The organism is Wolbachia endosymbiont of Madathamugadia hiepei, from assembly GCF_013366855.1.
Lineage (GTDB): Bacteria > Pseudomonadota > Alphaproteobacteria > Rickettsiales > Anaplasmataceae > Wolbachia.
The window spans coordinates 1-12,971 of the sequence record NZ_WQMP01000011.1 but is presented as its reverse complement, the minus strand read 5'-3'; the positions used below and the strand labels follow the sequence as shown (position 1 = coordinate 12,971).

Here is a 12,971-nt window from a genome sequence, read left to right as displayed (position 1 = left end):
TTTGACAAGACTGCTGAGGTTTTTATGGGTTTTTTAAACTTCGTTGGTTCTCTCATATGGCTTCTCTAAAATTTTGTTCACAGAGACTAGCGTTCCATTGCTTTGACATCATCAACATCTTGAGTTGTAGCTTGACTGGGTACTTCAATTCCGACAGGTTGATTACCAGCACCAGATTTCTGTAACCTTTCTTTTAACCCTTTAGCTGCTTCTTCCAATTGCTTTTGATCAAGATCCTCTGGATTTTTTTTACCCCTTTGCTTGACTGTTGTTTCAGTACTCATATCTTTACCTTCTTGCTGATTATAATTTTTACATTGCTCTTGCTGAGGTAGATCAACGACCGAATTGAAGAGAGCTTTTATTATATCTTTTAACAGTCCTACAAAACCTCCGCTTTTGCCTTCTCCTTGTTCTTGAGGCTTATTTTTCACGTTAGATTCTTTTTTGCTGTTATTTTTAGACATTTTTGATTCCCTACCATATAAAGCTTAGTAAAATTTTACGTGCAAATTGTTAAGTAATGGTTAATAATCTAGTATCAATTTGCTATACACAGATGGATATCATTCTAGCAACAGGCGGTACAGGTGGACACATTTTTCCAGCTATAACCTTAGCAAGAGCACTAAAGATACAAGGATATAATAGCACATTATTTACTGATAAAAAAACAGATAAAAATACTGATATGGAGAGTTATACCCTGCCGTTATGTAAGCCAAGCAGCAATAAATTTAAGTTTTTTCTTTTTTTGATATGTAGTTGTGTGTTAGCACTGTATCAAATAAGAAAATTGAAACCAAAGCTAGTCATTGGTTTTGGTAGCTATGCTTCTTTTCCAACTCTTCTTGCAGCAAAGATTCTCTCTATACCTATAATTTTGCATGAACAAAATACAGTTTTAGGGAAGGTAAACAGATTCTTTTCCAAAAGTGCAAAATTAATTGCAACTAGCTTTCCAGAGACTAAATATGCGAGAAATAGTAAGTGTATTTTTACAGGGAATTTCGTTAATATAAAGGCGCAAGGTTATTCTTGCGCTGAGAAAATCTTAAGTATATTAATAATAGCAGGTAGTCAAGGTGCAAATTTTTTTGATGATATAGTGAGTGACGTGATTTGTAGTCTGCCTACTGAAATGAAAAGGAAGATTAGAGTAACGCAGCAATGCACAAAGAAAAATATGGACAGAGTTAGGGGCCTATATGAGAGTGAAAGAATCGGTTGTGAATTAAGTGAGTTTTTTGACGATATGGAAAATAGGTTGGTAAGTGCTCATTTGGTAATTAGCAGAGCAGGAGCAACCTCGATAGCGGAAATCACTCTTGCTGAGCGCCCTGCTATATATCTTCCTTATCCTCACTCAAAAGATAGTCATCAATTTTATAACGCAAAATATATTGAAGATTCAAGGGCGGCTGTAACAGTTGAGCAAAACAGTGAAGTGAAAAAAATTTTAAGAGAGTTGCTAGTTGATCTATTACAAAATTGTCAAAAATTGCATGATATGGCTAGTAATACTAAGAGAACAAAAATAAGGAATGGGGTTACTGAATTTATTAAGGTAATATCTCAAAAATTTAGCTGACGGATATGGCTGCTTGCTTTTTCTTCGAATGTATCCCAAAGACTTTTTTCTAGCAATGTATTATATAATTTGTTGATGTAAACTACTCCCGTGGGTGAAGTTGTGTTAATTTCGAGAAGAAAGTTGCCTATAATGTCAATACCAACAAATGTTAGCCCTCTTTTCTTTAATTCAGGGCCAATTTTATTGCATATTTCATTGTCTCTGTCGTTCATCTGAGCAGGTTCAAAGCTCGCTCCGAGCCGCAAGTTTGTTCTGATCTCTCCATCTCTTGGAACTCGTTTCATTATTCCAATTGGTTGGCCATCGAGTAACAGTATTCTTTTATCTTTATCTATGTTTTTGCAAAATGCTTGTGCAATCACAGGACACTCATATTTTGCAATCATGAGTTCAACTACTACTTGAATACTGTTTTCATCTTGTGTTCTTATTACATCGTTTCCTCCATAGCTATACAATGGTTTCAGGATAATATCTCTGTAATCATGGTAAAAATCTCTAATCATCGATATATTTTCAGTAATTAAAGTTGGTGGAGTTAGTTCTGGAAACAGTGAAGTAATTAGTTTTTCGGGACAGTTTCTTATCTCCGTTGGATTATTAATTACCAATGCGCTAGTTTTTTCTAAAATATAGGTGGTTGTAATATAACGCACATCAAAGGGTGGATCTTGTCTGATAAATATGATATCCATTTCACTCAAGTTGATGGTTACATCTTTTTTAGAGATGAAACTAAAATCGTCAACGCTGACTTTCTGAGCAAGAGCGATTGGCTGATTTAACTTTAGTGCTAAATTGTTAGGGACATAGAAGAAAACTTCGTGCTCCCTCCTTTGTGCCTCCTTTATTAATGCAAATGTGGTGTCAGTTTCAAAGTTTATATTCTCATCCATTTGAAAAGCTACTCTCATTTGCACATCACCTTTGATATAAAATTGTAACTGGGAACTAAATTTCCATTAATTGCGTAATTTGCTGTGTCTATATCGTACATAACTCACAACTTGTTTTACCCCTTTTACTTTTCTTGCAATTGCTATTACAGCTTTTAGTTCCGCTTTATTTTGAGCTATACCCATCAAATAAACAACTCTATCAACCGTATTAACGCTATAATTAATTGATTTGATATTTCTTTTCCCTAAAAGTCTTGTTCTTATTTCCGCCGTTATCATACCGTCTACGGTAGTGTCAAGCATGGAAGTTGTTTGCATTGGTGTTACTCTTATTTCATTTATTACTTCTTTAACTTCTTTTTGTTGCCAAGCTATTTTCTCTGCTGTGAGTTGCTTTTCAGGGGTATCAACGTTTCCAATGAGCAATACTCTTCCTTCGCTTACTTTAACTTTTATAGATGAAAATAGTCCGTGCTTTAGGAGTCCCTTATTGATTCTGATTACCATAGTTGTATCATCAACAATATTTCCCAAAGATTTATCTTGTGTTGTTATTGCTGTTGCCGTTGCTGTAGTCACTACGCTACCTATTATAAGTGGTGTACAGCCACTCTGTGTAATCAGAAAAATTTCAAGTAAGAAGCTTGTTATTAGTCTCATTATTGATTTTCAGAGTTTAGAATTTTCATTAAGAAATGTTAATAAGCTTTTTTGATTGTGTAAATACTATAAATTAAATAAGACTTTAGACCTTGAGTATTTTTAAGACGGTACTTATAATGAAATGATAGGGATAGTTTGTGTTAGCTATAAATTACTGAAAAATTCTTGCGGATATGGCGGAATTGGTAGACGTGCCAGGTTTAGGTCCTGGTGAGCTTGCTCGTGGGGGTTCAAGTCCCTCTATCCGCACTCAAAATCATGTACTTGGATTTTAAAAAAAGATTTATAATTACTAAATACACTCTAATGTTTGTGTAAAAACTTGTTCTTAAGGATTGTATTTCACCGAGATTCTGGTAAAATGACTTTATAAAAATATAAATTAAAACATTGATAAATGGGTTATAATGTCTAGTAACATACCTCAAAATGCAGTCGAAGTAGATACATCAAGTAATATGTATACCTATAAGAAGTTTAGTGTAGATAAACTAAAGCATGAGTATGAAATCACAGTTAGTAGTGATTATATAGAACAAAAGATGAATTCTAGATTACAAGAGATAGCGAAGAATGCAAAATTGCCTGGATTTAGATCCGGAAAGACGCCTTATGATCTTGTTGTTACGAATTATAAAAGTGAGGCTTTGGAATATGTAGTGAGTAATACAATTGACTATTGCTCAAGTGATTTAATGAAAAAAATTGAAGTTAAGTCTCACATTCATCCTAAGGTTGATATTATATCATTACCAGATCTGGATAAAAAGGATGAGAAAGGCGATTTTGTGTACAAGCTGTCTTTTGAGTCAATGCCAGAAGTGCCAACAATAGATCTTGATAAAATAAATTTGAAGAAAATTGAGGCAAAAATCGAAAAGGGAGACATAAAAGAATTTATTGATTCTATAAAAACAAAATTTCCTAATCTTATCTCTGTTGATGATGATTCTTATCAAGCAAAAAATGGGGATAAACTGATAATTGACTTTGAAGGGCGGATTAGAAACAAACTCTTTCACGGTGGAAGTGGCAAAAATTTTGTTGTTAATTTAGGATCCGGCAAGTTTATCAATGGTTTTGAAGATCAATTAATTGGCGTGAAAAAAGGAGAAACAAAAAGCTTTAAGTTGAGGTTTCCTGAAGATTACCAGGTAATTTCTCTTGCGGGACAAGAGGCTGCTTTTTCTGTCCGAGTTAATGATATTGAGATTGCAGAAGATTTTGGCAGTGATGATGAAGTAGCTAGGAGGATTGGTTTTGAAGATTATTCTTCGCTAATAAATCATGCAAAAGAAGTAATTGATGACCAGTGTAAAGAAATGGTAGACCTCTTAATTAAGAAGGAACTATTTGATTGTTTGGATGCTAGTTACAGCTTTGATTTGCCTACAGACGTAGTAAAACAGGAACAGCAGAGAGTAGAAAAAGAGTTGAACTCTAAAGATGACTCTTGTAAAGAAGCTGAAAGACGAGTAAAGCTTGCAATGTTATTTATGAAGTTCAGTACAGAACATGAAATATCATTAACTCAAAATGATGTTTTAAATGTTATTCTGAATCAGTATGTCAATGAAGATGTACCGTTTAATAGAGTATTAAAACATTTTAGCTCAAACAGGCAATTTCAGGAGTTAGTTAGAGGGCAAGCTCTTGAGCATAAAGTTACAAATTATATAATAGAAAAAGTCAATAAAGAAAAGCAGATTGTTTCTGTGAAAGGGTTAAAGGAATTATTTGATAATATTTAGTAGGAAAAGGTATGACTCTTATACCAATTGTAATTGAGCAAACTAGTCGTGGTGAACGTGCCTATGACATATATTCGAGGTTAGTGAAGGAAAGAATAATTTTTGTAACTGGTCCTATTGAGGACAACATGGCCAGCGTAATAGTAGCACAGCTTTTATTTTTAGAATCGGAAAACCCCGATAAAGACATTTATATGTATATTAACTCTCCAGGTGGCGTTGTAACTGCTGGTTTGTCGATCTATGATACAATGCAGTATATAAAACCAGATGTTTCAACTTTGTGTATAGGTCAGGCTGCATCTATGGGCTCTCTATTGCTTGCAGCTGGCACGGAAGGTAAGCGTTACTCTCTACCTCATTCAAGAATTATGATACATCAGCCATCTGGTGGTTATCAGGGTCAGGCAACTGATATAGAAATACATGCTAATGAAATTTTGCGAATTAAGAAAAAACTAAATCAGATTTATGAAAAGCATACTGGAAGTTCACTGAAGCAAATTGAAAGAATGATGGAAAGAGATAAATTCATGGATCCTGAAGAAGCAAGGAAAATTGGCTTGGTTGACAGAGTGATAGCTGAGCGTAAAGATATTAAGATTGAAAGTATTAGAGTTGGACAAAAGGTGAATTGATGGATAACAATGATGATTTACACTACTGTTCTTTTTGCAACAAGGCACAAAACGAAGTAGATAAGTTAATTACTAATTCTTCAGACAGTTTGAAAGTGTTTATTTGCAATGAGTGCATAAAGTTATCTCACAGAGCAATAAGCCAAAAGAAAAGTGGGGCATTTAATTCAAATTATATGTCTGATGTGAAGTTACTACTAAAAAAACCTGAAGATATAAAAAATTTTCTTAGTAAGCATGTTGTTGGTCAAGAACATGCACAACATGTTTTGTCTGTAGCGATGTATAACCATTGTCAGTCTATGGCACAATTTCACTCTATAAGCGATGTTGAAATCGAAAAATCGAATGTAATGCTCATTGGTCCTACTGGTTCTGGTAAAACCTTGCTAGCCAAAACACTCGCTAAAGTTTCAGATGTGCCGTTCGCGATGGCTGATGCAACAACTTTGACTGAAGCAGGTTATGTAGGTGATGATGTGGAAAGCGTGTTATCGCGTCTATTGCAAGCAGCAGATTATGATGTTGCAAAGGCACAACGTGGTATAGTGTTTATAGATGAAATAGATAAAATCACAAGGAAATCTGAGGGTACTTCGATAACACGTGACGTTTCAGGCGAAGGAGTCCAGCAAGCTCTACTTAAGATTATGGAAGGCACAGTTGCTTACGTTCCTCCACAGGGAGGACGGAAACACCCGCAACAGGAATTTGTACAAGTCGATACTAATAATATACTGTTTATTTGTGGGGGAGCTTTTGAAAGTTTAGATAAGATCATTGAAGCAAGAAAGAAAGGAACATCAGTTGGCTTTGGAGCAGATATCAGTCAATCTAAAGAGCAAAGGAAAAAAAATACTTTACGTGATGTTCAACCCGAAGATTTAATTAAATTCGGGCTGATACCGGAGTTCGTAGGGCGTGTTCCAATAACTGCTGTTTTAGATGAGTTAGATCACGAAGATTTAGTACATGTACTGATAGAGCCAAGGAATGCACTAATAAAACAATACAAAGCATTACTTGCGTTTAGCAAAGTAAATCTTGAATTTTCAGATAACGCAGTATCAGCTATTGCTGAAAAAGCTATGAGTTATAAAACAGGTGCAAGAATGTTACGTGCTATTTTAGAGTCACTTTTGCTTGATGTTATGTATACAGTTGGAAACGGGGGTTTTGAAGGTAGTACAATAGTAGTTACTAAGGAAATGGTGGAATCAGGAAAAGTAGTAATCAATCGTGGCAACAAGGGTGGCATTGTAGCAGGAGGTTAATGGTTAACTTGAGCATGTATTATGAACATTGAATATGCTATGGACTCTAATTTTGCTACATTGCCGGTATTGCCTTTAAGAGATGTAGTAATTTTTCCAAGTGTAGTGGTACCTTTATTTATAGGCAGAGAAAAATCTATTAATGCATTAGAGTATGCAATTAATAATAGTAGTCACCAAAATAAGATTTTTCTTGTGGCACAGCAAGATGGCTCTCTTGACAACCTAGAGCCACAAGATCTTTATGAAGTAGGTGTGCTAGCAAATATTGTACAGCCGTTGATAAAATTGCCTGATAATGCGGTAAAAGTTGTAATTCAAGGAGTCAGCAGAGGAAGAGCTGTTGAGTATATCGACTCTCATGCTTTATTACAGGCTAGAGTAGAATTGGATAATTATCATGAATACGAGGAAGATGAGGATAATGTCGATCTGGAAGCTTTAAGGCGATCTGTTATAAGTGCGTTTGATAGCTGGTGTAAATTGAACAAGAGAAATCAGCCTGATATTATTGTTAATCCCGTTGAGCAGATCAAAGAAATTGATCTGCTTGTAGACACGATAGTTTCATATTTGAATATAAAAGCATCAGATAAACAAAGCATACTTGAGACTTATGGTCCGGGGGAACGTTTAAGAAAAACTTTTACTTTTATTGAGAGAGAAATCAGCATTTTGAACGCACAAAACCGTTTATATAAAACAATTAAATCACAAGTTGAAAGCACTCAGAAAGCCTACTATCTCAATGAGCAATTGAAAGCTATACAGAAAGAATTGGGCGAATTTGAGAATAGAGAAGGAGGAAATGTAATAAATGAATTTGAAAAAAAGATAGAAGAAACAAAGCTTTCTCAGGAAGCAAGGGAGAAAGCTTTAACTGAGTTGAAAAGATATAAGAAAATGAACCCCATTTCTCCTGAAGCTACAGTTATATCTAATTATCTGTATTGGTTGCTTGATCTGCCATGGGGAAAATATAAAGATGCTAAAATTAATTTAAATGCAGCTAAAAAAATCTTAGATGAAAATCATTATGGTATAGAGAAGGTAAAAGATAGAATAATAGAGTTTTTGGCAGTGTTAAAGAGAGTAAAAGAGATCAAGGGTCCTATACTTTGCTTATTAGGACCACCTGGTGTTGGTAAAACTTCTTTAGCTAGGTCTATGGCAAGGGCAGTAGGAAGAGATTTTGTTCGCATAGCTCTTGGTGGTGTGCGTGATGAATCTGAAATACGTGGCCATAGAAAAACTTATATTGGCTCAATGCCCGGCAAAGTCATTCAACACATGAAAAAAGCTAATTCGTGCAACCCACTTTTTTTACTTGATGAAATAGATAAGATGGGTTCTGATTCGCGTGGTGACCCTGCATCTGCGTTGCTTGAGGTTTTGGATACTGAACACAATAAGCACTTTACGGACCATTACTTAGAAGTTGAGTTTGATCTTTCAAGTGTAATGTTTGTAGCTACAGCGAACAGCTTGAATTTACCACACCCTTTGCATGATAGGATGGAAATTATACAATTATCTGGTTACACAGAAGATGAAAAAATTAATATTGCTAAGTATCATATAATTCCCAAATTAAAGCAAGAGCATGGTTTGCGCCAGAAAGAATGGAGTATAACTAACGATGCACTGTATGAGTTGATACGTTTATATACACGTGAAAGTGGTGTTCGCAGTATGGAAAGGGAGCTTGCAAAGCTCATGAGAAAGGCAGTGAAAGAAATATTAGAAGGTAAAAATAAGAAAATATGTGTGGGAGTTAACAATTTACAAGGTTATTTAGGGGTGCGTAAATATACCTTTGGTATTGCAGAAAATGAGAGTTTAGTAGGGGTAGTAACTGGACTAGCCTACACTGAAACAGGTGGTGATATTTTAATGATAGAGTCAGTTTTGATTCCAGGTAAGGGGGAAATAAAATATACGGGGAAACTTGGAGAGGTTATGCAAGAATCCATAAAGGCTGCGTATAGTTATATTCGATCAAATTGTCTATTCTTTGGTATAAAGCCTGAAAAATTTCAAAACAATGATATACATTTGCATCTACCTGAGGGCGCTGTACCAAAGGATGGACCTTCTGCTGGTAGTGCAATATGCACGTCCATTGTTTCTCTTATGACAAACATACCAGTTGACAAAAGTGTTGCTATGACAGGTGAAGTGACACTGCGTGGTAGAGTTTTAGCTATTGGAGGCTTGAGAGAAAAGTTACTCGCAGCACTCAGGGGATCAATTAAGACTGTGATTATACCTAGCGAAAATGGGAAGGATATGCAAGAAATCCCAGCAAGTATTAAGGAGAAGATCAACGTAGTTTTTGTCAAGAACATTGATGAGGTTATAAAAATTGCTTTGATACAGCCTACTGTTCCAATTGAAAGCGATAATGGAAGCAATGCACCATCTTCCTCTGTAAAAAATGAAGACGATAATTTTTCTGGCTTAGAAAAACTAAAGCATTAGCATACTGAGCATCACTTAGGTAAAAACTACTTGACAACCTTCGCCAACTCCCTTAATTATAGTATTGGAGCTATTCATTTAGCTTCAATCTGTGCAGATTAAACGACGAAAGTATCACGGTTGGCGTCTTATGTTTAATTTTTTGCACTATGTGCACCTTATGTCTTTATTAATTTCACCTAGACTTCTAGGTTTTTGCCTATACAAGCTGAAACGCGCTTATAAGTCATTCAAGACAGTATAGTACGCCAATTTGCAGGATTAGAGAGTGAGCAACTTCTACCACGGGATTTCTTTTGTCTTTTTTTCTGCTTAGTAAATTTCTTAAGCATTAAGCTAAGGTTAGTTGCGGTTTAAAAGCAGCTAGATTGCAGCGTTTAAGACTAAAAAGATGCCAATGTTTTTGAACAGATATTGACCAGGGTTTCTTTTGCTTTTTTTTTCATTTAGTAAATTTCTTAAATATTTATTACTAAAGTAGTATTCTGGATACAAGTATCAAGTACTGGGATGACAAGAAAAGGAGTACTTGGATGACATCATAGGGGTTAGGATGACAAGAAAGGGGGATACTTGGATGACAGGAGGAGGGACACTGGAATGACATCGTTTACTATGTTCATATTACAATGTTTGTACAGTTGTGTGCCTGACTGTAAATGAACTACTCAACCGTAACAGACTTAGCTAAATTTCTTGGACAATCAGCATCCAATCCTTTCTTGACTGCAGTGGTGTAAGCAAGAAATTGCATGGCAACACTGTAGATGATTGGAGAGATGAAATTATCAACGTCTGGGAGTTGTATTACGTCTTTACAAATCCCTCTTAGGAACGGCACTCCTTGCTTGTCACTAAAAGCGATCACTTTACCTTTTCTTGCTATAATTTCTTGTATGTTGGACAGCGTTTTAAAAAATAAATTGTCGTATGGAATGATTGCTATAACAAGTACAGATGAATCTATTAAAGCAATCGAACCGTGCTTCATCTCTCCCGCTGCAATACCGATGGTATTAATATACGAAAGTTCCTTTATTTTCAATGCACCTTCCATTGCAACTCCATATGAGCTTCCTCTGCCGATTAAAATGATGCTGCTATGCTCTATTATACTGTCTGATATATGTTGTATCTTCATCGCATTTAAAACATGCTCAATATATTCTGGAATAGAGTTGATAGCATTGCTCAGTTGCTTTATTCTCTTTTCATCCAATGTACCTTTTATTTTTGCAAGCTCTAAGGCAAGGCATGCTAAAATTGCAAGTTGCGCAGAAAAGGTTTTTGTTGAAGCAACACCAATTTCTGGTCCAGCAAGAGTATGTAACACAATGTCTGAGATTCTTTCAATGCTGCTGCTGAATGTGTTAGTTAGGCTAATGATTGTTTGCTTCTGTGATTTTGCATAGCGCAATGCTTCCATGGTATCTGCAGTTTCGCCAGATTGTGAGATGAATAATCCAATACTTCTCTTCTCCAACTTAATGTTGCTATATCTAAATTCCGACGAGATTTCCAGATACACTCGAACTTGGGCAATGCTTTCCAGCCAATATTTCGCTATTAGCCCAGCAAAATAAGACGACCCGCACCCAACTATGGTAATGTAGCTAAGTTTAGAAAATAATTTTTTGTTGGCAGATATTACCCCTGTATACTTTTTATAAAATTGATTTATTGTTTTATTTAATGCACAAGGCTGCTCAAAAATTTCTTTTAGCATGAAGCTAGAGTAACCGTTTTTGCTGATTAGAAAGCTGCTTGAATTATTATTTTCTATACCGCGTTTAACCTGTGCACCATTGTTGTATATGCTCACCCCGCTAGATTTTATCACCGCAACGTCGTCATCCTCTAAGTATGATATTCTGTCCACTAGTGCATTTAAGGTGTTAGAATCAGATGCGGCAAATACGGTGTTGCAGTTATAACCTACCGCTAAAGGTAGATTTCTTTTTGCAATAAATAGAGCATCTCTATATTCTGCAAACAATAGGACCAAAGCAAACGAGCCATGTAGGTTGCTTAAACACTTAAATAGAGAGTCAACAGGTGACAACCCTCCATTGAGATATAGGGTTAACATGTTTGGTATGACCTCTGTGTCGGTGTCAGTATAAAACGGCATTCCCCGTTCTTCTAGCCCCCTTTTTAGCAAATTGTAATTTTCAATTATACCGTTATGGGCAACAACAACATCATTTGTATGAATGGGATGAGCATTTTTAAGATCTGGGACTCCATGTGTAGCCCAGCGAGTATGTGCTATGCCAACTGTGCTGCTAGACATCTTGCTTTTGCCAACAACTTCACATAACCTTGCGACTCTACCTTCTGATTTTTTAACCTCTATTTTGCCTTCATTGTTTATGATTGCTATGCCTGAAGAATCGTATCCCCTGTATTCCAATTTCTGCAACCCGGCCAGCAAAGTTGGTATTACTGAATCACCGCTACTTACTACACCGAGTATTCCACACACAACCAAATGAACCTTTCTTTAAAGTTATCAGGCACTTTTGTTTTTATTGTCTTGCCCCTTTTTACTTTTATCTGGCTGATTTTTATTCTTTTTGTCGTCTTTCTCAATTTTACCTTTTTCAGTTGGTTTGGCTTGAGCCTCTTTGTTTAGAACTTCAGATATAGCAGACTTTAGGACTTTTATCTCAACTTTTGGTGCTATTTCTACTATAAATTGTGCATTTGCTTCGTCAACTTTGTTGACTGTACCTATTATTCCACCAGAAGTAGTAACGGTATCGCCGCGTTTTACTTGACCTATCATCTTTCTGAGTTCTTTTAATCTTTTGTGGTGCGGGCGGATAATGAAAAAATAAAACACCACAACTATTAAAATCAATGGGATAAAATTAGCAAAAGATGCACCAACACTTGATGCATTACTAGCTGCATCTGCTGCAAAAACTTCAGAAATGAACATATTTAATCCTTGTTATCAACGATAAATTTAAGTAAACATGTTTAACTACTAACTACAATATTACTTCATGTCAAGTTTATGAGAGAAAAAACAATACCTTTGCGGTAGCTGGCTGAATTCAGATTTTTTAGCCATAGAAACAAAAAAACTACTTGACAACCTTTGCCAGTTTCCTTATAATGAAACTGAAGCTATTCATTTAACTTCGCAATCTGCAGATTAAAACGACAGAGGAAACTTTGTATTTGGTGTCTCATGTTTAAATTTTTGCACTATGTGCACTCCATGTTTTCATAAAACTTCTAGGTTTTTGCCTATAGAAGCTGAAACGCGCTTATAAGTCGTTTAAGACAGTATAGAACGTCAAATAGAACAAAGGAGAATTTGAATACTAGCTGCTCTAGGTTTCTTTTGCCTTTTTTTCTGCTTAGTAAATTTTTTTAATATTAAACTAAGGTCTGTTGTAGTTTAAAAGTCGCTAAATTGCAGCGTTTAAGACATAAAAACGCTAATACTGAAAATAGACAATGGCCGGAGCTTCTTTTGCTTTTTTTCTCGCTTGGTAAATTTCTTAATACTTACAGCTAAAGCAGTTTAAAAGACTGTGAAGGGTATCATTCCAGCGCGTGGCGCTGGAATGGCTTTGTTGCATGGCAACTAAAAAATCTAGTGGTTACTGACGAAATTCATTATAAAGTGGCTATTTAACTACCGAAGAAAGAATATG

10 protein-coding genes and 1 tRNA gene are annotated in these 12,971 nt (G+C 35.5%); 6 read left to right on the top strand and 5 right to left on the bottom strand.

Features of this window, described 5'->3' with window-relative positions:
* Positions 1-86: 86 nt before the first annotated feature.
* Complete coding sequence (locus GO685_RS00795) at positions 87-467, bottom strand: hypothetical protein (protein ID WP_175937138.1); 381 nt, start codon at positions 465-467, stop codon at positions 87-89.
* 92 nt (positions 468-559) lie between these two features.
* Between GO685_RS00795 and GO685_RS00790 the strand changes: the two genes are divergently transcribed.
* On the top strand, positions 560-1,591 hold the full coding sequence (locus tag GO685_RS00790) for a UDP-N-acetylglucosamine--N-acetylmuramyl-(pentapeptide) pyrophosphoryl-undecaprenol N-acetylglucosamine transferase (RefSeq protein ID WP_175937137.1): 1,032 nt from the start codon (positions 560-562) through the stop codon (positions 1,589-1,591).
* Here GO685_RS00790 and gshB read toward each other — a convergent pair.
* The gene (gene gshB, locus GO685_RS00785) at positions 1,576-2,508 is read right to left on the bottom strand and encodes a glutathione synthase (protein WP_175937136.1); all 933 of its coding nucleotides are present in this window, start codon (positions 2,506-2,508) and stop codon (positions 1,576-1,578) included. The genes GO685_RS00790 and gshB overlap by 16 nt on opposite strands.
* A gap of 48 nt (positions 2,509-2,556) precedes the next feature.
* The gene (locus GO685_RS00780) at positions 2,557-3,153 is read right to left on the bottom strand and encodes a BON domain-containing protein (RefSeq protein WP_175937135.1); all 597 of its coding nucleotides are present in this window, start codon (positions 3,151-3,153) and stop codon (positions 2,557-2,559) included.
* A gap of 170 nt (positions 3,154-3,323) precedes the next feature.
* On the opposite strand from GO685_RS00780, the gene GO685_RS00775 reads away from it, so the two are divergent.
* The 5 genes from GO685_RS00775 to lon all read left to right on the top strand — a co-directional run bounded on the left by GO685_RS00775 (position 3,324) and on the right by lon (position 9,300).
* Positions 3,324-3,405, top strand: a tRNA-Leu gene (locus tag GO685_RS00775).
* A 158-nt stretch (positions 3,406-3,563) separates the two neighbouring features.
* Positions 3,564-4,907: a trigger factor gene (tig, locus tag GO685_RS00770; RefSeq protein ID WP_175937134.1), complete on the top strand. Its 1,344-nt coding sequence runs from the start codon at positions 3,564-3,566 to the stop codon at positions 4,905-4,907.
* A gap of 11 nt (positions 4,908-4,918) precedes the next feature.
* A complete protein-coding gene (gene clpP, locus GO685_RS00765; RefSeq protein ID WP_041046354.1) occupies positions 4,919-5,545 on the top strand; it encodes an ATP-dependent Clp endopeptidase proteolytic subunit ClpP in 627 nt (208 codons plus the stop codon).
* On the top strand, positions 5,542-6,819 hold the full coding sequence (gene clpX / locus GO685_RS00760; protein WP_410543289.1) for an ATP-dependent Clp protease ATP-binding subunit ClpX: 1,278 nt from the start codon (positions 5,542-5,544) through the stop codon (positions 6,817-6,819). Before clpP ends, clpX begins: the two co-directional genes overlap by 4 nt.
* Positions 6,820-6,840: 21 nt before the next feature.
* Positions 6,841-9,300 (top strand): endopeptidase La, encoded by a 2,460-nt coding sequence (gene lon / locus GO685_RS00755; RefSeq protein ID WP_175937132.1) that lies wholly within the window; start codon positions 6,841-6,843, stop codon positions 9,298-9,300.
* A gap of 664 nt (positions 9,301-9,964) precedes the next feature.
* On the opposite strand, the gene glmS is transcribed toward lon, so the two are convergent.
* Together glmS and yajC are read right to left on the bottom strand one after the other, a co-directional pair.
* On the bottom strand, positions 9,965-11,785 hold the full coding sequence (gene glmS, locus GO685_RS00750) for a glutamine--fructose-6-phosphate transaminase (isomerizing) (RefSeq protein ID WP_175937139.1): 1,821 nt from the start codon (positions 11,783-11,785) through the stop codon (positions 9,965-9,967).
* A 27-nt stretch (positions 11,786-11,812) separates the two neighbouring features.
* A complete protein-coding gene (gene yajC / locus GO685_RS00745; RefSeq protein WP_175937131.1) occupies positions 11,813-12,244 on the bottom strand; it encodes a preprotein translocase subunit YajC in 432 nt (143 codons plus the stop codon).
* Positions 12,245-12,971: the final 727 nt, after the last annotated feature.

What these genes read in the sequence shown, in the direction of transcription:
- GO685_RS00790 (WP_175937137.1), top strand. Translation starts at nt 560, where the DNA reads ATGGATATCATTCTAGCAACAGGCGGTACAGGTGGACACATTTTTCCA.
- tig (WP_175937134.1), top strand. Translation starts at nt 3,564, where the DNA reads ATGTCTAGTAACATACCTCAAAATGCAGTCGAAGTAGATACATCAAGT.
- yajC (WP_175937131.1), bottom strand. Translation starts at nt 12,244, where the DNA reads ATGTTCATTTCTGAAGTTTTTGCAGCAGATGCAGCTAGTAATGCATCA.
- gshB (WP_175937136.1), bottom strand. Translation starts at nt 2,508, where the DNA reads ATGAGAGTAGCTTTTCAAATGGATGAGAATATAAACTTTGAAACTGAC.
- GO685_RS00780 (WP_175937135.1), bottom strand. Translation starts at nt 3,153, where the DNA reads ATGAGACTAATAACAAGCTTCTTACTTGAAATTTTTCTGATTACACAG.
- clpP (WP_041046354.1), top strand. Translation starts at nt 4,919, where the DNA reads ATGACTCTTATACCAATTGTAATTGAGCAAACTAGTCGTGGTGAACGT.
- GO685_RS00795 (WP_175937138.1), bottom strand. Translation starts at nt 467, where the DNA reads ATGTCTAAAAATAACAGCAAAAAAGAATCTAACGTGAAAAATAAGCCT.
- lon (WP_175937132.1), top strand. Translation starts at nt 6,841, where the DNA reads ATGAACATTGAATATGCTATGGACTCTAATTTTGCTACATTGCCGGTA.